This window comes from Streptomyces xanthophaeus, assembly GCF_000725805.1.
GTDB classification, from domain to species: Bacteria; Actinomycetota; Actinomycetes; order Streptomycetales; family Streptomycetaceae; genus Streptomyces; species Streptomyces xanthophaeus.
The window spans coordinates 66,503-88,857 of sequence record NZ_KL647134.1 but is presented as its reverse complement, the minus strand read 5'-3'; the positions used below and the strand labels follow the sequence as shown (position 1 = coordinate 88,857).

The window sequence follows — 22,355 nt, the reverse complement described above, 5'->3', positions numbered from 1 at the left end:
AATCACACCCACGTCCGGGGACGGAAACGGTTTGCCCGCTCCACCAGTTCGATCCTCTCCTCGCCCCGCTGTGCCAGCCGAGCGAGAAGGCGGTACGAGCGCTCCAGGCCGAAGCGCAGGCCCCGCTCGTCCAGTTGACTGCCGAGCAGCGTGGTCCGGCCGGGGTCGGAACCCCGGCTACCCGACAGTACCCAGTCCAGGGCCGAGCCCAGAACCTCGGCTGCCAGCCGCTCCTGCCGCTCCGGGTCCAGCCCGAACCGCCGCAGCGCCTCCACCTGGTCGGAGGCGGCCGCCAGATCGGGCAGCAGCGCCTCCTCGGGAGACCGGTCGCGCAGACGTGCGCGTACGGAGGCCACCCGTGCGGCCGTGTAGTGGATCGAAGCCTCCGGTACGGATTCCAGCGTCCGCACGGCCGCGGCCCGGTCACCGGCGGCCAGCTGGACCCGGGCCAGCCCGAAGGCCGCGCTCACGAATCCAGGGTCCGTGATCCAGACGAGCCGGTAGTACTCGGCGGCGTTGTCGAGCTGGCCGAGCACCTCCGCGCACAGGGCGAGGGCCAGCTTCGGTGCGGGCTCGCCCGGGAAGGCGTCGTAGATCGCGTCGAACGACAGGGCCGCGATCTCGTTCTCGCCGGTGGCCAGCGAGGCGATCCCGCGGGCCCACACCACCCGCCAGTCGTCCGGATGCCGGGCTTCGAGCCCCGCCAGGGTCGCCCCGGCGGCGGGCAGTTCGCCCAGCTCCAGCCGGGCCCGCAGCTCCCGCAGGCGCAGTTCGGCCGAGTCGGCGGGGGCCGAACCCAGTGCGCCGAGCAGGTCCGCCGGGGCGGAGGCCAGCAGGCCGGTCAGGAACCCGGCGTTGGGATCGCCCGCGTCCACCAGGGGGACGGGCAGCGCCAGCGCGGTGTCCCGCGGGTCGAGCGTGCTCGCCCCCGCGGGGGGCGGCGACAGGAGTACGGGTACGGCCCCCGCGGGTCTGGCCGGGACCGGCGGCGCGCCCGGGGGCGCGGGGGCCGGTCTGGGGCCGGGGACCTGCGCGGCGGCCACGTGCGTGGCCGTGGTCCCGAGCGCGGGCAGCGGAGCACCCCCGAACGCACCGCCGGGCGAAGGCGCACCGCCGGGCGAAGGCGTGCCGCCCGGCGGGGTGCCGGCCCCGGAGGGGTGCGTCGACGGGTGCGTCGCGTAGGGCGCGCCGACCGCGGGCACGGGCGTCCCGGCCCCGGAAACGACAGCCCCGACGGCCCCGACGGCAGGACCCGTACCGCCCGCACCGCCAGTACCAACCGCCCCGGCCCGTGCTGACCTGCCGCGGCCCAGGGCCCCGAAGAGCCCGCGCCCGGCGGAGGTCTGCGGACCGGTCCGGTAGCCGAGCCGGGAGACCAGCGGCCCGCCGGGCCCCGCGGCGTCCGGGCCCTCCGCGAACAGCCGGGTGTCCGGAACCCGCAGCTCCGGCCCGAAGAGCGTCGACAGCTGCGGCCTCGGGCGGCCCGTCTGCAGGGCGACCACTTCCCGCAGCACGCCCGTCAGCTGGTCCGCCATCTCCTGCGCGGAGGCGAAGCGCCGCCCCGGGTCCGGATCCGTCGCCCGGACCAGCAGCCGGTAGAAGGACTCGTAGCGCCCGAACACCTCGATGTGCTCCGGGTCGGGCAGCGAGTCCACGAAGACATTGGTGTAGCCCTGGAAGTCGAAGGTCAGCACGGCCAGCGTCCGCGCCACCGTGTACAGGTCGGAGGCGACCGACGGACCCAGCTCCGCGACCTCCGGGGCCTGGTAGCCCACCGTGCCGTAGATGGCCGACTCCTCGTCGTCCATCCGCCGCACCGCGCCCATGTCGATCAACTTCAGCTGGTCCTGCTGCTGGATCGCGTTGTCGACCTTGAAGTCGCAGTACAGGAGGTTGCGGCTGTGCAGGTGGCCGAGGGCCTCCAGGGCCTCGATGCCGTAGGCGCAGGCCTGTTCCACCGGCAGCGGGTCGCGGCGGCCGTCGGGCCGGCGCCGCTCGTTCGCGATCTCCTTGAGGGACTTGCCGCCCACGTACTCCATGACGATGTACCCGTCCAGCGAACCGGTCCGCTGGTCCAGGTGCTCCACGAAGTTGTAGATCCGCACGATGTTGGAGTGCTCGATCTCCGCGAGGAAGCGGCGTTCCGATATCGCCGCCTCCATGGCGTCCTGGTCGCCGGTGTCCAGGAGGCCCTTGAGCACCACCCACCGGTCCGAGACGGCCCGGTCCACCGCCAGGTAGACCCAGCCGAGCCCGCCGTGCGCCAGGCAGCCCGCCACCTCGTACTGGCCGTGCACCACGTCACCCGCGCGCAGCTTGGGCACGAAGGAGTACGGGTGCCCGCACTTCGTGCAGAAGCCCTCGGTGCGGCCCGGCCGGTCCCCGCGGGCCCGGCCCACCGGGGCACCGCAGTCCGAGCGCGAGCAGAACCGCTTGCGCTCCGGCACCTCCGGATTCTCCAGCACCGCCGCCGAAGGATCGGGACGCGGCACCTCCGGTACGTTGACCAGCCCGGCGCCCAGCCTGCTGCGCCCCGAGGACGCGGCCGCCGAGCCCGAACTGCGCACCGACACCGACCGGGTGGAGGCGGCCCCCGACAGCGAGCGGGAGAGCCGCCCCGACACCGAGCGCCGCGACGAGGACGACCGCGAGGACCGCGCGGAGGCCGAGGACCGCGCGGAGCCGTGCGAGCCCCGGGAGCCCTGGGAGCTCTCGGACCCCCGCGAACCGCCGGAGCCCAGGCCCCCGCGGGCCGCGCTCGTCATCCCCGTCGGCGGGGACACCAGCTCCTCGGCACCCGCCGCGACCGCGCCGATCGGCGCCAGTCCGCAGGTGTCGCAGTACAGCTCGCCGCCGCCCATGTCCTCGTACGCCCCCGGGCAGCCGGGGCGCACACACGCCGTTCCGATCAGGCTCATGCGCCCTCCTTTCCGGGAGTTCCCGTGCCCTGCAATGCTTCTGCCGCCGCCTGCTGGTAGCGCAGGACGGCCTGCTCCGCGACGCGCAGGTCGCAGGGTGCGCTCCACAGCATCCGACGGGCCGTGTCGTACCGCTCGACCAGCAGCGGGTCCTCCGCCATTCCGTGCCGGGCCACCTTCGCCTTGTACGCGTCCAGCCGCCCGCGCAGTTCGGCCCGTACCGCCAGGGGCGCCGTCACCGCCGTCAACGATTCACGGGCCCTGCGCAGTTCCTCCTCCGCCCGCTCCTCCAGGGAATCGAGGAGCGGAGAGAGCCGGTGCCAGCGGGCCTGGCGCCGGTGCTCGGCCGCCGCCGCGAGCTGTTCCTGGAGCGCCGTGGGCGGGCCGCTGACCGCCGGTACCTCGGACGCGGCGATCTTCGCCAGCACCTCGACGCGCGCCGTACGGGCCTCCGCGAGGGTCCGGTCGGCCCGCGAGAGCACGTCCCGCAGGCTGATCAGCCGCTGTTCGGCGTCCTGCCGCACGGCCAGCACCGCCTCGACCTCCCGGCGTACGTCCTCCAGCGCGAGCGCGGCCCGGTCGTAGCGCGCCGTGTCGGGACGGCCGCCACCGGGCGCCGAACTGCCCGTCACCGGCAGCCAGAACGCCAGCGGGTCCGCGATCACCCGGGCCCGCAGCTCCGTCAGCTCGGCCGTGATCTCCTCCAGGTCGTCGCCCGAGGGGTGCTCGCCCGGGCGGACCCCCACCGAGTGGGCGAGGCTCCTGGTGCGGTGCAGCTCCGCGGCGAGCAGGTCGATCCGGGCGGGCAGGGCCGTCCACACCGCGTCGGCGGCGACCACCACGTCCAGCGAACGCGCGTACAGCTCGTTCATCCGGGCCACCAGCTCGGCGAGCGAGAAGCGCTCCGCCAGGGCCGCGCCCTCCACGCCCGCCCCGGCGATCAGCACGCCGGGCCCGCGCAGCCGGTCGGTCAGCTCGACCAGGTCCTCGCGGTTCGGCCAGCGGCGCCGCTCGCGGATCTTCCGGGCAGCGCTCAGGGCCCCGCTGTAGGCGTCGAAGTACGTCCACAGCCGGGTGACGGCCGCGTCGGCGACCGCCCAGCGCTCCTGGGTGACCCCGGTCAGGGCGGCCCCCTCCAGCAGCCGGCGTCCGGCGTGGTCCTGGAGGGCGAGCAGCGAGGTCTCGACCGCCTCGTGTTCGGCGGCCAGCCGGGCCAGCGCGCGGTCGACGTCGTCCCGGTCCATCACTGCCGACCACGCCTCCAACGAGTGAGCCTCCGCCCGCTTCACCGCGCCCGGTCCTGCCTTTGCGTCCGCGTCCGTGTCCGCGTCCCGTTCCGCCACCGGCCTCAGCCGTCCCGGTACTTGGGCGCGGGCGGCGCGGTCACTCCGGGCAGCACCGGCTCCAGGTGCTTGCGGTACGCCTTCATCCACGGGCTGTCATTGCCGCCCGCGCGGTAGTTGTCCAGGACCTTGTTGACCCGGCGGACCAGGTCGCCCGCGTCCTTGTTCATCGCGACCCCGTAGAACTCCTTGGTGAACGGGGAGCCCACCAGCCGCACCGAGGGGTCCTGGGCGGCCTGACCGGCGGCGAGCGCGTTGTCCGTGATGATGCCGTCGACCTCGCCCAGCTGGAGCCGGACCAGGCAGTCCAGCTGGTTGGGCACGCTGACCGGCACCGCACCGTAGGACTTCGCCTTGAGGGCCGCCTCCGCCGTGGAGCCGGCCGCCGTGCAGACCTTGCGGTCCTTGAGCGAGTCGTCGTAGCCGGTGATCGGCGACATCTTGGGGACCAGCACCTGCTGCCCCGCCTCGAAGTAGGCCGTGGAGAAGGCGACGTCCTCCAGCCGCTTGCAGTTGATCGTCATGGTCCGCACGACGATGTCGACCCGGCCGTCCTGGAGCGCCGGGACGCGCTGGCTGGTGGGGATGGCACGGTAGATGACCGCGTTCTCGTCGCCCAGGATGTCCTTGGCTATGGCCTTGACCAGGTCGATGTCGAAGCCGTCGAGGCGGCCTTCGGCGGCCTGGTTGCGGTAGCCCCAGCGGAAGCTGTTCTGGTCGACGCCCGCGACGAGCTTGCCCGCCGACTTGATCCGGGCGATGGTCGCGCCGTCGACCTCGGACGGGCGCAGGCTGGCCTCCGGGTCCTGGCAGGTGTCCGCCGGGGCGGCCGGGGCGACGGCCGGGGCGAGCGGTTCGCGCACCGCGCCCGCACGGCCGGATTCCGGGGCAGCGTGGGCCAGCGGCAGCAGGACCGCCGCGGCCGTCACGGCGCAGGCCGCGGCCATGGCGCTGACCCCGCCCCAGCCGCGCAGCCGGCCCTTCAGCCGTCGTAGCCCGGTGCCGGAAGCCGCCGGCGCCGGGCCGGCCGGCAGGCCCGCGCCACCCGTAGCCGTGGCCGTCGCCGAAGCCGTCGCCGTCGGGGACCCGGACGCAGCCGCAGCCGGGCCTTCGGCTCCGGGACCCCGGCCCGGGACGCCCTGCCCCGCGCCGCGGGCGTAGCCCTCGTACCCCTCGGAGACCCTCACTCGTTTCCGCATCGCCGTCACCTGTACTCCGAAAGCCTGCGCCCGATGCCGAGCAGGGCCGCTGCCGCGCCGACGACCGCCAGGGCCGCCGCGCCCGTCACCAGACCGCCCAGCGCCCCGAGCCCGCCCCGGGCGGCCCGGGTGAACTCCTGCTGCTCGTGGGCCACCGCCCGCTCCAGGGAGGCGTCGACCGTGTCGAAGGCGGCGCCGCTGCTCTCCTTGTGCTGCTCGTTCCCGATGACCTGGGTCAGCGCGGCCTCGTAGTCGCCCTTCAGGTCGGACTCCCTGGCGGCCGCGTGCCGCTGCTTCCACTGCTTCACGCCGTCCACGGCCTGGTTCACGGGCGTCTTGCCCGCCTCGTCGTCGGCCAGCCGCAGGGCCGTGGACAGCCCGGTCTCCAACTGCGCCAGGTTGGTCGTGAAGTCCTGGTCGTACTTGTCGGACTTGGAGTCCTCGGCCAGGACGGCGCCCCGCGCGACCAGCGTCAGGTTCTCCCCGGCCCGGGCCTGGAGGGAGGCGATCCGCGCGTCGTTGAGCACCTTCAGGGACTCCTGCCCGTCGGAGCGGGCCTCGCTCAGCCCCGAGCGCGCGACCGTGTGCCCCACGGCAAGCCACAGCAGCACCACCACGGAGGCGGCCGTCGCGGCCAGCAGCCCGTGGTTGAGGACCCGGTTCGTGCGCAGGTAGTTGCGCCGCTGCGCCCAGGCCAGGCCGGCGAGCGCGAGCAGGCCCGTACCGACCGAGGCCAGCGGCCAGGACCGGGCGTCGTCGTAGTCCGTGTAGAGCCGGCCGGTCTCCGCCTCGTACAGCCGCTGGGCGGCGGGCAGCAGCTGCGTGGTCATCTGCTCGTTGGCGTAGCGCAGATACGCGCCGCCCAGCGGCAGGCCCTGCCGGTTGGTGGCGCGGGCCTGCTCGATCAGCCCGGTGTAGCGCGGCAGTCCCTCGCTCAGCAGGGCTATCTGCTTGCGGGAGTCCTCATCGGCCCGGGTGTTGGCCGCCGCGTTCACCAGCAGCTTGGAGGCGTTGGCGATGTCGGTCTCGTAGCGCCGGCGGACCTCGCGCGACTCCTGTGCGCCCGCCAGGAACCCGCTGGAGGAGGCGGTGTCGGCGTCCGCGAGCGAGCGGTAGATGCTCGCGGCGTCCGCACTGAGCGGCTGGCTGCGGCCCACGACGTCGTCCGCGGCCGTGACCCGGCCGGAGATCTCCCAGACGCTCGCCGCCCCGAACAGCACGATCAGGGCGGCCAGTACGGCACCGATGATCCGCAGCCGTCCGGGCTCGGTCGTCGCCGCCTCGCGCAGCCGCTCCACGCCCTCGGCCCAGGCGGTGCCCCGTCCGGGCAGCCCGTCGGGCGGCGGTGCCTGCGGCCCCGCGGACGGCACGGGAGCGCCGCCGCCGGGCGCGGGCGCGCGTGATGTGATCGCCACCGTGACCTCCCCCTCGGTCTCACTTCCCCCCAGCTACCGCTGGGTGGTATCCCCTGCGCAGCAGTATGGCCGCATTGCCGGTCGACCACAGCACCTTGGCCCGATCATGGGTGATCCACCACGGCGGGCGCCCCCGTCACCCCTTCACGGTCAATACGCCGCTACGGCCCCCGCGGTTCCCGACGCGCCCTCCCCGGGGCCCGGTTCATCCGAAATGGGCACGGAGTTTCCCGTGCGATGCGGGCGGGGCCCCGAGCGCGTCCAGACCCAGCAGCCCGGCGCCGAGCACCGGGGGCGCCGAGACCACCTCGGCCCGGGCGTGCGGCGCCCGTCCGCCCAGGAGCTCCTCGATCCGCCCGTTGAGCTGCGGGTGCCGGGCCGTGAGCACGCTCCCGCCGAGCAGTACGGGTGCCTCCTCCTCCAGCAGGTCCAGGCGGCGCAGGGCCACCACGGCCAGCGCCACCACCTCCTCGGCCTGCCGTTCCACGATGGCCGAGGCCACCGGATCGCCCGCCGCGGCCACCGCGAACAGCACCGGCACCAGCTCGTGGGTCCGTACCTGCGCGAGGGCGCCCAGGTGCAGCGCCTCGATCAGCCGGTACATGGAACCGAGCCCGAAGTGTCCCGGCAGCGCGGCCGCCAGCTCCGTCGGCCCGCCGCGGCCGTCCTCGGCCCGCGCCGCCCACCACAGGGCCTCGGCGGCCAGACCGCCCCCGCCGCCCCAGTCGCCGGAGATCTTCCCGAGCGCCGGGAAGCGGGCCGTGCGACCGTCGGGCACCATGCCCACGCAGTTGATGCCCGCCCCGCACACCACGGCGACCCCGCGCGGCTCGTTCACCCCGGCCCGCAGGATCGCGAAGGTGTCGTTGCGGACCTCGGTGGCTTCGCCCCAGCCGCGCGCCCCCATCGCCTCCGTCAGCTGCCGCTCCTCCACCGGCAGATCGGCATTGGCCAGGCAGGCCGAGACCCGTCGGGCGTACGGCGCCCCGGGCGCGAGCCCCGACAGGCCCGCCGCCTCCACGGCCTCCGCGACGGCCTGCCCGACGACGTCCAGGGCCCGCTCGATGCCGGTCAGCGGCGGCTGGAACCCCCCGGAGCGCCCGGTTCCCAGCACGCTGCCGTCCGCGGCGATCAGCGCCGCGTCCGTCTTGCTGTTGCCCGCGTCGACGGCGAGCACCGCCGCGGCGGCGGTGCCGACGGGGAGGGCCCTGTTCCTCACGCCCATGGCAGGTGCTCCTTGTTGTGGGCGAGGAGCCGGTCCGTCAGTCCTTCGGCGAGGTCGAACTGGCCGACCAGCGGGTGCGCGAGCAGGGCCTTGAAGACCCGGTCGCGGCCGCCGCGCAGCGCAGCGTCCAGGGCGAGGTCCTCGTACGCCGTCACGTGCGAGACCAGCCCGGCGTACAGCGGGTCCAGCCGCGGGACCGCCAGCGGCACCGGACCGGCGGCGCCGGTACCGCGGACCTGCGCCTGCACCTCGACGACCGCGTCGTCCGGGAGGAACGGCAGGGTGCCGTTGTTGTACGTGTTGACCACCTGCACGGGGGAGCCGCCGTCGCCCAGCAGCGCCGCGGCCAGGTCGACGGCCGCCTCCGAGTAGAAGGCCCCGCCGCGCTTGGCGAGCAGCGCGGGCTTCTCGGCCAGCGCGGGGTCCCCGTACAGGCCGAGCAGTTCCTTCTCCATCGCGGCGACCTCGGCGGCCCGCGAGGGCCTGGTCCCGAGTTCGCGCACCACCTCGTCGTGCGCGTAGAAGTAGCGCAGGTAGTAGGAGGGGACCACGCCGAGGCGGTCCAGTACCGCCCGCGGCAGGTGCAGGTCCCCGGCGATCGCGTCGGCGTGCTCGGCCAGCAGGCGCGGGAGCAGGTCCTCGCCGTCCGGGCCGCCCCGGCGCACGCCCAGTTCCCAGGTGAGGTGGTTGAGCCCCACGTGGTCCAGGTGGATGTCGGCCGGGGCGAGGTCCAGCAGCGCGGCGAACTTCCGCTGGAAGCCGATGGCCACGTTGCACAGACCGACCGCCTTGTGCCCGGCCTGGAGCAGGGCCCGGGTGACGATCCCGACCGGGTTGGTGAAGTCGATGATCCAGGCCTGCGGGCTGGCCCGGCGGACCCGTTCGGCGATGTCGAGGACCACCGGTACGGTGCGCAGCGCCTTGGCGAGCCCGCCCGCGCCCGTGGTCTCCTGGCCGACGCAGCCGCACTCCAGCGGCCAGGTCTCGTCCTGGAGCCGGGCGGCCTGGCCGCCGATCCGCAGCTGGATCAGGACGGCGTCGGCGCCGGCGACTCCCGCGTCGAGGTCGCCGGTGGTGGTGACGACCCCCGGGTGCCCCTGCCGGGCGAAGATCCGTCGGGCGAGTGCGCCGATCAGCTCCAGCCGGTCGGTGGCGGGGTCGATGAGCACCAGCTCGCCGATCGGGAGGGTGTCGCGCAGCCGCGCGAAGCCGTCGATCAGTTCGGGGGTGTAGGTGGAACCGCCGCCCACCACTGCGAGTTTCATGGTCACTAGCCTTTCACTCCGGTCAGGGTGACTCCCTCGACGAACGCCTTCTGGGCGAAGAAGAAGAGGACGATCACCGGCGCCATGACCAGTACGGTCGCGGCCATGGTCAGGTTCCAGTTGGTGTGGTGGGCCCCCTTGAAGGACTCCAGTCCGTAGCTGAGGGTCCAGGCGGCCGGATTGTCGGAGGCGTAGATCTGCGGGCCGAAGTAGTCGTTCCAGGCGCTGAAGAACTGGAACAGCGCGACGGCGGCCAGACCGGGCTTCGCCATCGGCAGGACGACGCGCAGCAGGGTGCGGACCTCGCCGCAGCCGTCGACCCGGGCCGCGTCCAGGTACTCGTCGGGGATGGTCAGCAGGAACTGGCGGAGCAGGAAGATGGAGAAGGCGTCGCCGAAGGCCATGGAGATGATCAGCGGCCAGAGGGTTCCCGACAGGTCGAGCTGTTTGGCCCAGAAGAGGTACATCGGGATGACCACGACCTGGGGCGGCAGCATCATCATGGCGATGACGAGCAGCAGCGACAGCCGCCTGCCGCGGAAGCGGAACTTGGCGAGGGCGTAGGCCACGGGCAGTGAGGACACCACGGTCAGCAGGGTGCCGAGGCCGGCGTAGAGCAGGGTGTTGCGCCACCAGGTGAGGAAGCCGGGGGTGTTCCACACGGTGAGGTAGTTGTCCCACTGCCAGGTGTCCGGCCACAGGTCACGGGTCAGTGCCTGACGGTCGGACATCAGGGAGGTCAGGAAGAGGAAGACGAAGGGGAGGACGAAGAAGAGGGCGGCGGCCACGCCGAGCGAGTGCACGCCGACCCAGTGCAGTACGGCCTTGCGGCTGCGCATGCTCACTCACCTGATCCGATCAGTCCGCCACGGCGGCGCATCAGGAGCGCGGTGCAGGCCATGGAGAGGGCGAAGAGGACCAGCGCGACGACGCAGGCGGTGCCGTAGTCGAAGCGCTGGAAGCCGAGGTTGTAGACGAGCTGGGGCAGGGTCAGGGTGGACCTGTCGGGGTAGCCCGGTTCGAGCTGCTGCCCGGAGCCGCCGATCACCCCGGCCGCGACCTTCCCCGCCACCAGCGGCTGCGTGTAGTACTGCATGGCCTGGATGACCCCGGTGACCACCGCGAACAGGATGATCGGGGAGATGTTCGGCAGGGTGATGTGCCGCAAGCGTGCCCAGGCCCCGGCCCCGTCCAGCTCGGCGGCCTCGTACTGCTCCTTCGGTACGTCGAGCAGTGCGGCCATGAAGATGACCATCAGGTCGCCCACCCCCCACAGGGCGAGGGCGGTCAGGGCGGGCTTGGACCAGGCGGCGTCGGTGAACCAGCCGGGGGTGGGCAGGCCGACCGCGTCCAGCCCGGTGTTGACGGGGCCGGTGCCGGGGTTGAGGAGGAAGACGAAGGCCAGCGTCGCGGCGACCGGCGGGGCCAGGTAGGGCAGGTAGAACAGGGTCCGGAAGAGCCCCGCACCCGTTTTGATCTTCGTGATGAGCAGGCCGGTGCCGAGGCCGAAGACGACGCGGCAGCCGACCATGACCACGACCAGCCACAGGGTGTTGCGCAGGGCGGGCCAGAAGAGGGGGTAGTCGGTGAAGACGTAGATCCAGTTGTCGGCGCCGTTGAAGACGGGCTCGCGGAACCCGTCGTACTTGGTGAAGGAGAAGTAGACGGAGGACAGCAGCGGGTAGGCGAAGAAGACCGCGAACCCGATCAGCCAGGGGGACATGAAGGCCGCGGTCCGCAGGGCGGAGCGCCGGTGCTTGGCCCGCAGGGCCTTCGCACCGCCGCCGGGGCCGCTCGCCGTGCTCGTGAGGGTCGTGCTCGTGAGGGTCGTGCTCGTGCGGGTCATCGGGGCTACTTCGCCTTCGCGATGTCCGTGTCGATCTGCTGGTCGGCCTTGGCGAGGGCGGCCGGGACGTCCGTGACGTCACCCTTCTCGACGGCGTAGGCGAGGTCGGTGAAGGTCAGCTGGTAGGTGCCGCCGTCGGCCTGGGCCGGGGTGGTGCTCGACTTGGGGTGGCGGGCGATGTCCAGGAAGGTCTTGAACTCCGGGCTCACCTGGAGGTCCGGGGACTCCAGGGCCGCGAGCGTGGAGGGCACGTTGTGGATCGCGTTGGCGAAGGCGACGACGGCCTCGGTGTCGGTCGTCATGTACTTCACCAGCTCCCAGGCGGCGTTCTGCTTCGTGCTGCCCGAGGCGATGCCCATGATCGTGCCGGAGAGGTAGCCCTTGCCGTAGTCGGCGGCCTGGTCGTCGGGGACGGGCAGCGGCGCGGTGCCGATCTCGAAGCCGACGCCGGCGTCCTTGGCCATCGGGGCCCGCCACTCGCCGTCGATCTGCATGGCGACCTGGCCGGTGTGGAAGGGGTGCTCGGCGCTCCACTCGTCGCCGAAGCCGGTGCGGAACCGCTCCAGCTTCTCGTAGCCGCCGAGCGCCGCGACGAGGTCCTTCTGCGCGGCCAGCATCTTGGCGAAGGCCGGGTCCCCGGCCAGGTTGGAGCTGCCGTCGGCGCCGAAGTACGTGGGGCTCCACTGCGCGGCCAGCCGCATGGGGGTGGTCTCGTAGCCGTGGAAGGTGGGCATCAGGCCGACCTGCTCGTACGAATCGCCCTTGGGCTTGGTGAGCTTCTTGGCGGCTTCGGTGAACTGGCTCCAGGTCCGCGGGGGTTCGGTGATGCCGGCGGCCGCGAAGGCGGTCTTGTTGTAGACGAGCCCGTACGCGTCGTGCAGCAGCGGCAGGGTGCACTGGTTGCCGTTGAACTGGGTGTACTCCAGCAGGGTCTTGGGGAAGACCTTGGTCTTGTCGATCCCGGACTTCTGGAGGAAGGGGTTCAGGTCGGCGAAGGCGCGGGAGTTGCAGAACTTGCCGACGCTGTCGGTGGTGAAGGAGGACACGACGTCGGGTGCCTTGCCCCCGCCCGCCCGCAGCGCCTGGTTGACCTTGTCGTCGGTCATGTTGCCGGTGACCTGGACCTTGATGTTCGGGTGGGCCTTCTCGAAGCGGGCGATGTTCTCCTCGATCGCCTTCGCCTCGCTCGGGGCGGACCAGCCGTGCCAGAAGTTGAGGGTGACCTCCTTGCCCGGGTCGTCGGCGGCGGCCCCGCCGCTCTGGCCGGTACACGCGGTGGAGAGCACGGATATCGCGGCGAGGACGCCTGCTGCGGCGGTGAGACGACGGTTTCTGGGCATGGCGGTGTCACTCTCTGCGCGGGGGAGTTCCGGGACATGAGGGGGTGCAGAAGGAGGTGCGGTCGAGCGGGGACACGGATGCGGGGGCGGGGGACCGGGAGGTGGTCAGCGGGAGGGGGTCAGCGGGAGGTGTCGAAGACTTCGTCGCGGGTGGCGGCCAGGGCGCTCTCCAGCGCACCGCGCAGCACGGGCCGTTCGCGCACCTCGCCGGTGACCAGCCGGGGCCGGGAGGGGGCCAGCTCGCCGAGCTCGTCCTCCAGCAGGGTGCGCAGCGGGTCGCCGCCCGCGGTGACGGCGGCGCCGGACAGGACCACGATCTCCGGGTCGAGTACGGCGACCAGCGAGGCGAGACCGGTGGCGAGCGCGGTGGCGTACGACTGGAGGAACCGCAGGTACGGCCCTTCGGGCGCGGCGGCGGCCCGTTCCAGCAGGGCGACGGCGGCGGCCACCTGCGGCCCGTGCCCGACCCGGGGCGCGTCCGGGGCGTCGGGGGCGTCCGGGGCGTCCTGTGCGTCCGGGCCGCCGGGCGCGGGCCGCTGCTCTGCGGCTGCGATGCCCAGCTCGGCGGCGAGCCGCGGCAGCACCTGCACGCCGGCCAGTTCCTGGTAGCCGCCGGTGTTGGCGCGCTCGACCTGACGGACCAGGGGATGGCCGGGTACGGGGAGGAAGCCGACCTCGCCCGCGCCGCCGGTCCAGCCGCGGTGCAGCCGGCCGCCGAGCACCAGGGCGGCGCCGAGGCCGTCCTCGTTCCACAGCAGGACGAAGTCCTGGTGTCCGCGGGCCGCGCCGAGCCGCTGCTCGGCGACGGCGGCGAGGTTGACGTCGTTCTCGTACTCCACCGGCATCGGCAGGGCCGCGGCCAGGTCGTCGAGGAGGGTGGGGGACTGCCAGCCCGGGAGGTGGCCGGCGTAGCGCAGCCGGCCGGTCTGCGGGTCGAAGGCGCCGGGGGTGGCGATGACGAGGCGGTGCAGGTCGTCCCGGTGGAGCCCGGCGGCCTTGACGGCTCCGGCGAGGGCCTCGGTGACCTGGTCGACGGCGGGGGCGCCCGCGGCGGCGGGCAGCTCGAAGCGGCCGACCACCCGGCCCGTCAGGTCGGCGACGGCCGCAATGATCCCCTGCGGGGTGACGTCGAGCCCGCCGACGTGCGCGGCGCGGGCGTTGACCGCGTACAGCTGGGCGCTGGGGCCCGGGCGGCCCTCGTCGGTACCGGTGGCGACGACGAGCCCGGCGGACTCCAGGCGGGCGAGCAGCTGGGAGGCGGTGGGCTTGCTGAGCCCGGTGAGACGGCCGATGGTCGTCCGGGACAGCGGTCCGTGCTCCAGCAGCAGGTCCAGGGCGGCGCGGTCGTTCATGACGCGCAGCAGGCTGGGCGTGCCGGGGGCGGGCGGGGTGCCGGGCATGGGGTGCTTCTCCCTCGTCGCGTCGGCTGCTCTTCAGCAACTGTTAAGTAAGTTTCCTATCGGCCTTCCTGCCCTGTCAATGGCGCTGCCCCCGCAGAAAGGCCTGCGGGGGCAGTGGTGTCCGGCTGGGTGGGCGGTCGTGGGTTGCCCGGCTGCTCGGCTACTTGGTGATCCGCGGGCCGCCGGGCGCCGCCTGCGGCGGTATGGGGGCGGTGGCCAGGGACTGCGGGGAGGCCGGGTTCGCCAGCGCCGAGGGCGCGGCGACGGCCGCCGAGGGGTCGGCGGCTTCCTCGGCCTCGTCGGCGGCCGGCAGACCGCCGATGATCTGGATGCCCGCGGCGTCGAACGCCTCCTTGATGCGCCAGCGCAGCTCCCGCTCCACCGCGAACTGCTGGCCCGGCATCGTCTTCGCCGACACCTTCACCGTCATCGAGGCCAGCAGCACCTCGTCCAGCCCCAGCACCTCCACCGGGCCCCACAGGCGCTCGTCCCACGGGGACTCCTTGGCCAGGGTGTCGGCCACCGACTGGACCACCTCGCGGATGCGCGGCAGGCTCTCCGACGGCTTGACCTGGACGTCCACGCCCGCCGTCGCCCAGCCCTGGCTGAGGTTCCCGATCCGCTTGATCTCGCCGTTGCGCACGTACCAGATCTCGCCGTTGTCCCCGCGCAGCTTGGTCACCCGCAGGCCGACCTCGACGACCTCGCCGGAGGCCACCCCGGCGTCGATCTTGTCGCCGACCCCGTACTGGTCCTCCATGATCATGAAGACGCCGGACAGGAAGTCCGTCACCAGGTTCCGCGCACCGAAACCGATGGCCACACCGGCCACACCGGCGCTCGCCAGCAGCGGGGCCAGATCGATCTTCAGCGCGGCCAGGACCATCAGCGCGGCCGTGCCGAGGATGACGAAGGACGCGACCGAACGGAGCACCGAGCCGATCGCCTCCGAGCGCTGGCGGCGCCGCTCGGCATTGACCAGCAGCCCGCCGAGCGCGGTGCCCTCGACCGCCTCGGCGCTGGAGTTCATCCGGTTTATGAGCTTGGTCAGCGCCTTGCGGACCACCGAGCGCATCGCCGCCGCTATCACGACGATCAGCAGGATGCGCAGGCCGATGCCCAGCCAGGCGGCCCAGTTCTCCTCGATGAAGCTCGCGGCGTTGGTGACGCTCTCGTGGGTGTCCTTGAGGGTGGTGGACACGTCCGGGTCGGCAGCTGCGAGGGGCAGTCGGGCGGCGGGCCAGGGCACGGCGGGAACCTCCAGGTGTAGCGGTCTGCCCGCGGAACCGGGGGTGCCCCCGGACGAGTCCGGGGTAGTGCGGGCAGGCCCAACCACACTAACGGGGCAATCCCGCCCTCGTCGTGCGCCGTTCGGTGCGCGGCCCGCCGACCTGCGCACGGCCTCCGCCCCGCTGCGCAAGGTGTGGGCGAAAACACCCCGGACCCGTTACGGGCGCGTGGTGGCGCTTCGACCAGCCGTAAGGGGAGACTGGAGGACAGATCGTCCCGGCGCGAGCCACGCGCCGCCGGCGTACAAGGAGGCAGTCCGTGCCGCACGTCCTGGTCCTCAACGCGTCGTACGAGCCCCTCGGCGTCGTACCGCTCCGCCGCGCGCTCGTCCTCGTCCTGGAGAACAAAGCGGTCTCCCTCGAGGAATCCGGCGCCTACCTGCACAGCGCGACGAGAGCCGTCCCCGCTCCCAGCGTGGTCCGGCTCAAGCGCTTCGTACGGGTCCCCTACCGGGGGCCCGTTCCACTCACCCGGCGCGCCCTCTTCGCCCGGGACGGCGGCCGCTGCATGTACTGCGGCGCGGTCGCCACGAGCGTCGACCACGTCATCCCGCGCAGCCGGGGCGGCCAGCACGCCTGGGACAACGTCGTCGCCGCGTGCCGCCGCTGCAACCACGTCAAGGCCGACCGGCACCTGCTGGAACTGGGCTGGCGGCTGCGCCACCAGCCGGCCCCGCCTTCGGGCCTGGCCTGGCGGATCATCGGCACGGGCCACCGGGACCCCCGGTGGATGCCCTACCTCCAGCCCTACGGGGCCGAGGACGCACTGGAACGGATCGGGGTCGCCGCCTCCTGACCCCGCGGGTCCGCCGCCGCTCCCGGCCGCGGGCCCGCACCGGACCACCCTGCCCAGCCGCCCGCCACCGGCCCCCGCGGCTACGGCGCGACCGCGTACGCCTGCGCCGACCAGAGGGAGCAGCCGTAGCGCGTCGCCCGCTCCTCGCAGGTCACGCGGACGAACCGGGTCCCCGGGGCGTCCATGCGCAGGGACGCGCGCCCGCCGCGCGAGGCCGTGACGCCGACGGCGCTGCGCCAGGTCACCCCGTCCGCCGAGGTCTCCACCCGGTACGCCGAGGGGTACGCGTCCTGCCAGTGCAGCTCCAGCAGCCCGATGCGGGCCGGGGCCGCCAGTTCCGCCCGCCACCACGCCCCGTCCACGGGAGGCGAGGACCAGCGGGTGGCCGGGGAGCCGTCCACGGCGGCCGAGGCCGGGAAGGCCGGGGTCTCGTCCGCGGAGGAGGAGGCCCGCGCGGTGCGCAGGAGGTCGGGGCCGCCCGTACGGACCACCGCCCGCACCGTCAGCGAGCGCGACTCCCCGTTGAAGCTGACCGGCACCTGGTAGCTGCCCGGCGCGGTGCCCGCCGCGACCGAGACCTCCACCGGGATCGACACGTTCCCCCCGCGCGGGGCCACGGCGCTCGGCGGCAGCCGCACCTCGATGCCCGCCGGGGGCTGCGCCGACAGCGGGCCGCGGACCTCGCCGGCCCCCAGTGCCGACAGCCTCGCCGACACCCGCAGGGGGGCGCCGCCGATCTCGGCGTCGGCCCCGGCTCCGTCCGCCAGCTCGAAGCGGGTGTGCGGGCCGTCGCCGAGCCAGGGCACCACGTGCCGCACCGCCGGGGCGTCCCCCGTCCAGGACAGCCGGACCGCGTCCGCGTGCAGCCCGGCCGTGTCCACCTGGGTCCAGCCGGAGGCCGCCGCCCCGGCGAGCCTGCGCCAGCCCTCGCCGGGCACGTGGGCCTCCACCACCGCACCGGCCGCCCCCGCGGGGAGCGGGTCCGTCATCACCGTCACCGCGGCCAGCGGGTGCGCGGTGTCCAGCCGTACCGTCCAGGCCTGCGGTTCCCGGGCCACCGCGCCGGTGCGGCGCCCGGCCCCCGTCCAGGCGTCCGCCTCGGCCGCCGCCTGCTCCAGGAAGGGGTCCAGGACGGCCCGGTCCACCCGCGCGGTGCCCGGCTGCGTCAGGGCCGCGCGGGCGGCGGCCAGCTCCCGGGCCGACTGCCAGGCCGCCGTGCCGTCGCCGCGGGCCTGGGCCTGCAGGACGTCCAGCGCCAGCAGGCCCGCCGTGCCGTGCCGGGCGAGGTGCTCCAGCCAGGGACCCGCCTCCTCGGCCAGGCCCGGCAGGCGGGCCGGGGCCTCGCGCAGCACCGTCAGCGCCCTGCGCAGCCCCGCCCCGGCGTCCGGGTCACCCGCGGCGCGGGCCCGCCAGAACTCCTCGACCAGCGGTCTCAGGTACGCCGACTCCTCCTGCTTCAGGCCCGAGGAGGCGGTGTTCCCGGCCAGGGCCGCCACCGCTTCGCGGGTCCGAGGGTCGGGGCCGGCGAGCTCGCGCACCGCCGCGGCCCAGGACTCGCCGGCCCGGTAGCCGCGCGGGTTCCAGGCGTAGTCCGCTGCCGTGAACAGCGGGATGCGCGACAGCGTGCCCTGCGGCATCGCATTGGCCAGCAGTGCGGCCGAGCCGCCCGCGACGGCCGGGTCGCGGCCCGTGTAGGGGCCCAGGAAGATCCGGCCGGGATCCCAGTCGTTGACCGGGTAGTTGTCCATGGTGACCAGCGGATGGCCCAGCGCCGAGCGCGCCCCGGCCAGTTCCTTCCCGGTGATCGTGCGCGGGACCACACCCACGCCCGTCCAGGCGACCTCCACCCGCCGGTCCAGCGCTCCCGCCAGGGCCGTGCGGTAGTCCGTCGCGCCCTCCTGGAAGTACTCGGTCGGCAGCAGCGACAGCGGGGCCGCCCCCGGATACCGGGCGGTCAGGTGCGCCGCCAGTTCCCCCGCCACCTCCGCGTGCGCCTTCGCGGCGGCCGCGGCCCCCTTCCCGTACCGCTCCCGGTCCGCCCGGCAGCCCCACTCCGAGTAGCTGACGTCCTGGAACTGCACCTGGAACGCCCGGAAGCCCAGCTCCCACATCGCGTCCAGCTTGCGCGCCAGCGCCGTCCGGTCGGCCGCCGAGGACAGGCACATCGACTGCCCCGGGGTGACCGCCCAGCCCAGCACGACCCGGTTGGCGCGGGCCCGTTCGGCCAGCGCGCGGAACTCCGCCTGCTGCTCTGCGGGGTAGTCCTCGCGCCACCGCGTCGTGCGGTACGGGTCGTCGCCGGGGGCGAGCAGCAGCCGGTTCTGCTTGGTGCGGCCCATGAAGTCCAGCTGCCCCAGCCGCTGCCGAAGGCTCCACGGCTGCCCGTAGAAGCCCTCGGCGATCCCGCGCACGGGCGCCGTGGGCCAGTCCCGCACCAGCACCCCGGCCAGCTTCACCCCGCCCGCGGCCAGCAGCTGACGCAGGGTCTGCGCCCCGTGGAACAGCCCGTCCTCGCCGACTCCGGACAGGGCCACCGTGTCCCGGCCGCCGTACGGACCCACGGCCAGCCGGTAGCCCCCGCCCGGCAGGTCACCGGCCGCGGCCGCGCCCAGCGCCCGCAGCGCCTCCTCGGCGCCCGGCCCCTGGAGCCTTACGACGGCCCCGCGCGCGGGCAGCGGCTCCCCGGGGGCCGGTTCGTGCAGGGTCCGCACGCCCGCCCCGCGCAGGGCGTCCCGGACCACCTGGACGGCGTACGGATCGGCGTCGGACGGCGCCACCAGAGCGGCCTCGGCGCCCAGCGGCACCTCGCGCGCCGGATCGGCGGTCATCGACTGCGGCCGGGGCCAGACGGCGGGCCCCTCGGCGGGGCCGCGCGGGGTGTCCGCACCGGGGTCCAACAGGGGCCCGGCGGCGGTGGCGCCGGCCGGGTCGCCGTCCGCGCCGGCCGTCCCGGCCGGTGCGGACGGCGCGGCGAGGGCGCCGGGCGGAGCGGCGGCCACGGCACCGCCCAGAAGCGACCCGATCACGGCCACGGCCGCGGCCGTGGTCCGCTGCCTGCCCCTGAGCTGCACAGAGCCTCCCGGTGCCGAGACGTACCCCGCTCGTACGAATGCGCCAGAGCCCACCACCCGTGCGGTGGGGGTGTCAACGCACTTGGGTGATCTGACCGGGATACGCCAGGAATGCGGTCCCTCCCAGTGGGTAAGGCTGCGGTGTCCCACCGGCGGTGCCGGCCACGGTGTCCCACCCCTGCGCACCCGTTCGCGCACTCCCGTTCGCGCCCCGCTTCCCGACCCGCCCTCACGCACGGAGGAGTGCCCGCACATGGACGACCTGGACCGGCTCGCGGCCCTGCACGGCATCGCCACCGCCTACCAGCCCGCGGCGGACGTCACCGTCCGGGTGCCGCAGGCCACGGTCACCGCCGTGCTCGGGCTGATCGGCGTACCCGCCGGCTCCCCCGAGGAAGTGCGGGCGCGCCGCCGGGCCGCCGAGGAGGAGGCGGCCGCCCGGCTCCTGCCGCCCGTACTGGTGCACTGGGCGGGCGGGCCGCCGCCGCCCGCGCTGGCCGGACTGCCGCCCGGCACCCGGATCCGCCTCGAACCGGAGGGGGCGCCGCAGGAGGCCTCCGCCTGGCTGACGGGTCCGGACGGACCGCTGCCCGGGGAACTGCCGCTGGGCATCCACCGGATCACCGCCGACCTCCCCGACGGCCGCACCGCCGAGGCCACCCTGGTCGCCGCACCGGACCGGGCCCCGGCCGCGCCCGAACGGGCCCACGGGCTGCTCGTCCAGCTCTACTCCCTGCTCTCCGAGCGCTCCTGGGGCATGGGCGACCTCGGGGACCTCGCGGCGCTCGCCCGCTGGGCGGGCCGGACCCACGGCGCGGGCTTCATCCAGGTCAACCCGCTGCACGCGGCCGTGCCCGGGACCCCGACCGACCCGTCCCCGTACCGGCCCTCCTCGCGCCGCTTCCCCGATCCGGTCCACCTGCGGATCGAGGACCTCCCCGAGTACGCCGACTGCCCCGCCCAGGAGGCCCTCGCCGCCCTCGCGGTGCGCGGCGGCGAACTGAGCCGCCGGGTCCTCCACGAGGGCGCGCTGATCGACCGGGACGCCGTCTGGGACCTCAAGCGCCAGGCCCTGGAACTGCTGTACGAGGTCCCGCGCACCCCGCAGCGCGCCGCCGCCTACGCACGGTTCCGGGAGGAGCAGGGCCCGGCACTGGACCGGCACGCCGCCTGGTGCGCGTCCGCGGCGGGACAGGAGCCGCGCGAGCGGGGCGACTTCCACCGCTGGCTGGTCTGGCTGACGGACACCCAGCTCGCCGCGGCCCAGCGGGAGGCCCGGGAGGCGGGCATGTCCGTGGGCATCGTGCACGACCTCGCCGTCGGGGTGCACCCGGACGGATCCGACTCCCTGACAGGGCCCTTCCACGCCCGGCACGTCTCCGTGGGCGCCCCGCCCGACGCCTTCAACGCCCGCGGCCAGGACTGGGGGCTGCCCCCGTGGCGCCCGGACCGGCTGGCCGAAACCGGGTACGCCCCCTTCCAGGCCCTGCTGCGCGGGGTGTTCCGGTACGCGGGGGCCCTGCGCATCGACCACGTCATGGGCCTGTTCCGGCTCTGGTGGATCCCGGAGGGGACCCCGCCCGCCGAGGGCACCTACGTGGGCTACGACGGCGAGGCGATGCTGGCGGTCCTGGTGCTGGAGGCCCACCGGGCCGGGGCCCTGGTGATCGGCGAGGACCTCGGGACGGTGGAGCCGGGGGTCCGCCAGGCGCTGGCCCGGCGCGGGGTGCTCGGCACCTCGGTGCTCTGGTTCGAGCGGGACTGGGCGGGCGGCGGCAAGCCGCTCGCCCCGCAGGACTGGCGGGCCGACTGCCTGGCCACCACGACCACCCACGACCTGCCGCCCACGGCCGCCAAACTGGCCGGGGGCCACGTCGAACTGCGGGACGAGCTCGGCCTGCTGACGCGCCCGCTGGAGCTGGAGCGGGAGCAGGACGCCGCCGACACCTCCGAGTGGCTGGAGGTGCTGGAGGGACTCGGCCTGGACACCAAGGGCGAGGAGGCCGCCGTCCTGGCCCTGTACGGGTTCCTGCTGCGCACCCCCGCCCGGCTGGTCGGCGTGTGGCTGCCGGACGCGGTCGGGGACCGGCGGCCGCAGAACCTGCCGGGGACCTGGGACCAGTACCCCAATTGGCGGCTGCCGGTCGCCGACGCCCAGGGACGGCCGCTGACCCTGGAGGCGCTGGCGGCCTCGCCCCGGGCGAACGCCCTGCTGAGCGCGGTGCGCGCCGGAGCGCGGCCCCGTACGGCACCCCCGGGCGCGCGCTCCGATTAGGTGTTCGCTACGTTTGCACCGTGGACAAGAAGAACGCTCTGCGCGCCGGCGCCGTTACGGCCGGAACGACGCTGATGATGCTGCTGATGACGTCTCCCGCCCTCGCGCTGACCCGCGACGACGGTGACGACCCGGGTCCGGGCCTGAGCATCGGCGAGACGCTCGGCCTGTTCGTGGCCGCGCCGATCGTGCTGTTCCTGGTCATCGCGGGCCTCGTGATGGTCCTCGACAAGTCGGACAAGGTGCAGAAGCAGGCCTGACCGGTCCGGCCCCAGGGCCGACCACAGACTTCCCGGGCGCCGGGGGTCCGCACCGCCGTGGGTACGGCGGTGTGACGACCCCCGGCGCCTCGTCATGCCCGCTGTACGGCGGCCCGGCTCCCCCCGCCGGGCCCCGCGGTCAGACTCAGATCCCGGCCAGCAGCTTGCGGAGCAGGCCGGTGAGGAGCTCGACCTCCTCCTCGTCGAGCCCGGTGAGCGCGGCGCGCTGCACCTCGACGCCGGCGGTGACGGCCTCGTCGATGAGCGCGAGGCCGCGGTCGGTGATCGTCACCTGGAGCGCGCGCCGGTCGTGCGGATCGGGCTTGCGGCAGAGCAGCCCGGCCTTCTCCAGCTTGTCCAGACGCCCCGTCATGCCGCCCGTGGTGAGCATCAGCGTGGCCGACAGCTGGCGGGGCGAGAGCGTGTACGGGGCGCCGGAGCGGCGCAGCGTGGCGACGACGTCGAACTCGCCGCGGGAGATGCCGTAGCGCCCGTACGTCTCCTCCATGGCGTCGCCCATGGTCCGTGAGATCCGGTAGATGCGCCCGAAGACGGCCATGGGCGCGGTCTCCAGGTCGGGGCGTACGGCGTACCACTGCGCGGTGATGGCGTCGACGGCGTCGGTCTCGTTCGCGGCGGGGGTGGCAGGGGTGCCAGGGGTGCCAGGGGTGGCGGGGCTGTCGGGGGCGTCGCTCATGGCTGCAAGTATCCGG

The 22,355-nt window shown here is 74.4% G+C and carries 16 protein-coding genes; 3 read left to right on the top strand and 13 right to left on the bottom strand.

What is annotated here, in order from left to right; all coding sequences use genetic code 11:
* Window positions 1-2: 2 nt before the first annotated feature.
* The 11 genes from IO30_RS0134895 to IO30_RS0134845 all read right to left on the bottom strand — a co-directional run bounded on the left by IO30_RS0134895 (window position 3) and on the right by IO30_RS0134845 (window position 15,200).
* Window positions 3-2,909: a serine/threonine-protein kinase gene (locus tag IO30_RS0134895; protein WP_031149861.1), complete on the bottom strand. Its 2,907-nt coding sequence runs from the start codon at window positions 2,907-2,909 to the stop codon at window positions 3-5.
* Between the two features lie 5 nt (window positions 2,910-2,914).
* Window positions 2,915-4,162, bottom strand: a complete 1,248-nt coding sequence (locus tag IO30_RS0134890) for a coiled-coil domain-containing protein (RefSeq protein ID WP_031149859.1) — start codon at window positions 4,160-4,162, stop codon at window positions 2,915-2,917.
* 104 nt (window positions 4,163-4,266) lie between these two features.
* Entirely contained in the window at window positions 4,267-5,208 is a 942-nt protein-coding gene (locus IO30_RS0134885) for a glutamate ABC transporter substrate-binding protein (protein WP_078904911.1), read from the bottom strand.
* 257 nt (window positions 5,209-5,465) lie between these two features.
* Complete coding sequence (locus IO30_RS0134880; RefSeq protein ID WP_373316500.1) at window positions 5,466-6,875, bottom strand: calponin homology domain-containing protein; 1,410 nt, start codon at window positions 6,873-6,875, stop codon at window positions 5,466-5,468.
* A gap of 205 nt (window positions 6,876-7,080) precedes the next feature.
* Complete coding sequence (locus tag IO30_RS0134875) at window positions 7,081-8,100, bottom strand: N-acetylglucosamine kinase (protein ID WP_051859786.1); 1,020 nt, start codon at window positions 8,098-8,100, stop codon at window positions 7,081-7,083.
* Window positions 8,091-9,365: a 6-phospho-beta-glucosidase gene (locus IO30_RS0134870; protein ID WP_031149852.1), complete on the bottom strand. Its 1,275-nt coding sequence runs from the start codon at window positions 9,363-9,365 to the stop codon at window positions 8,091-8,093. Before IO30_RS0134870 ends, IO30_RS0134875 begins: the two co-directional genes overlap by 10 nt.
* Window positions 9,366-9,370: 5 nt before the next feature.
* Entirely contained in the window at window positions 9,371-10,204 is an 834-nt protein-coding gene (locus IO30_RS0134865) for a carbohydrate ABC transporter permease (RefSeq protein ID WP_031149850.1), read from the bottom strand.
* 2 nt (window positions 10,205-10,206) lie between these two features.
* Window positions 10,207-11,088 (bottom strand): carbohydrate ABC transporter permease, encoded by an 882-nt coding sequence (locus IO30_RS0134860; RefSeq protein WP_051859816.1) that lies wholly within the window; start codon window positions 11,086-11,088, stop codon window positions 10,207-10,209.
* A 128-nt stretch (window positions 11,089-11,216) separates the two neighbouring features.
* Complete coding sequence (locus tag IO30_RS0134855) at window positions 11,217-12,551, bottom strand: ABC transporter substrate-binding protein (protein WP_031149847.1); 1,335 nt, start codon at window positions 12,549-12,551, stop codon at window positions 11,217-11,219.
* A 119-nt stretch (window positions 12,552-12,670) separates the two neighbouring features.
* The gene (locus IO30_RS0134850) at window positions 12,671-13,951 is read right to left on the bottom strand and encodes an ROK family transcriptional regulator (protein WP_031149846.1); all 1,281 of its coding nucleotides are present in this window, start codon (window positions 13,949-13,951) and stop codon (window positions 12,671-12,673) included.
* Between the two features lie 160 nt (window positions 13,952-14,111).
* A complete protein-coding gene (locus IO30_RS0134845) occupies window positions 14,112-15,200 on the bottom strand; it encodes a mechanosensitive ion channel family protein (protein ID WP_037896051.1) in 1,089 nt (362 codons plus the stop codon).
* A gap of 299 nt (window positions 15,201-15,499) precedes the next feature.
* On the opposite strand from IO30_RS0134845, the gene IO30_RS0134840 reads away from it, so the two are divergent.
* Window positions 15,500-16,036 carry an HNH endonuclease gene (locus IO30_RS0134840; protein WP_030710765.1) on the top strand — a complete coding sequence of 179 codons (537 nt, stop codon included), beginning with the start codon at window positions 15,500-15,502 and terminating at the stop codon, window positions 16,034-16,036.
* 80 nt (window positions 16,037-16,116) lie between these two features.
* Here the strand turns inward: IO30_RS0134840 and IO30_RS0134835 are convergent, their stop codons facing one another.
* Window positions 16,117-19,107 (bottom strand): glycoside hydrolase family 84 protein, encoded by a 2,991-nt coding sequence (locus tag IO30_RS0134835; protein WP_031149844.1) that lies wholly within the window; start codon window positions 19,105-19,107, stop codon window positions 16,117-16,119.
* A gap of 253 nt (window positions 19,108-19,360) precedes the next feature.
* Here IO30_RS0134835 and IO30_RS0134830 point away from each other — a divergent pair, with 253 nt between their 5' ends.
* The gene (locus IO30_RS0134830) at window positions 19,361-21,382 is read left to right on the top strand and encodes a 4-alpha-glucanotransferase (protein ID WP_031149843.1); all 2,022 of its coding nucleotides are present in this window, start codon (window positions 19,361-19,363) and stop codon (window positions 21,380-21,382) included.
* A 20-nt stretch (window positions 21,383-21,402) separates the two neighbouring features.
* On the top strand, window positions 21,403-21,642 hold the full coding sequence (locus IO30_RS0134825) for a hypothetical protein (RefSeq protein WP_031149842.1): 240 nt from the start codon (window positions 21,403-21,405) through the stop codon (window positions 21,640-21,642).
* Window positions 21,643-21,787: 145 nt separating this feature from the next.
* Here IO30_RS0134825 and IO30_RS0134820 read toward each other — a convergent pair whose 3' ends face one another.
* On the bottom strand, window positions 21,788-22,339 hold the full coding sequence (locus IO30_RS0134820) for a MarR family winged helix-turn-helix transcriptional regulator (protein ID WP_078904909.1): 552 nt from the start codon (window positions 22,337-22,339) through the stop codon (window positions 21,788-21,790).
* Window positions 22,340-22,355: the final 16 nt, after the last annotated feature.

Coding starts and splice junctions, on each gene's coding strand:
- IO30_RS0134855 (WP_031149847.1), bottom strand. CDS start 12,551: ATGCCCAGAAACCGTCGTCTCACCGCCGCAGCAGGCGTCCTCGCCGCG.
- IO30_RS0134820 (WP_078904909.1), bottom strand. CDS start 22,339: ATGAGCGACGCCCCCGACAGCCCCGCCACCCCTGGCACCCCTGGCACC.
- IO30_RS0134890 (WP_031149859.1), bottom strand. CDS start 4,162: ATGGACCGGGACGACGTCGACCGCGCGCTGGCCCGGCTGGCCGCCGAA.
- IO30_RS0134860 (WP_051859816.1), bottom strand. CDS start 11,088: ATGTCCCCCTGGCTGATCGGGTTCGCGGTCTTCTTCGCCTACCCGCTG.
- IO30_RS0134830 (WP_031149843.1), top strand. CDS start 19,361: ATGGACGACCTGGACCGGCTCGCGGCCCTGCACGGCATCGCCACCGCC.
- IO30_RS0134875 (WP_051859786.1), bottom strand. CDS start 8,100: ATGGGCGTGAGGAACAGGGCCCTCCCCGTCGGCACCGCCGCCGCGGCG.
- IO30_RS0134870 (WP_031149852.1), bottom strand. CDS start 9,365: ATGAAACTCGCAGTGGTGGGCGGCGGTTCCACCTACACCCCCGAACTG.
- IO30_RS0134850 (WP_031149846.1), bottom strand. CDS start 13,951: ATGCCCGGCACCCCGCCCGCCCCCGGCACGCCCAGCCTGCTGCGCGTC.
- IO30_RS0134885 (WP_078904911.1), bottom strand. CDS start 5,208: ATGGCCGCGGCCTGCGCCGTGACGGCCGCGGCGGTCCTGCTGCCGCTG.
- IO30_RS0134865 (WP_031149850.1), bottom strand. CDS start 10,204: ATGCGCAGCCGCAAGGCCGTACTGCACTGGGTCGGCGTGCACTCGCTC.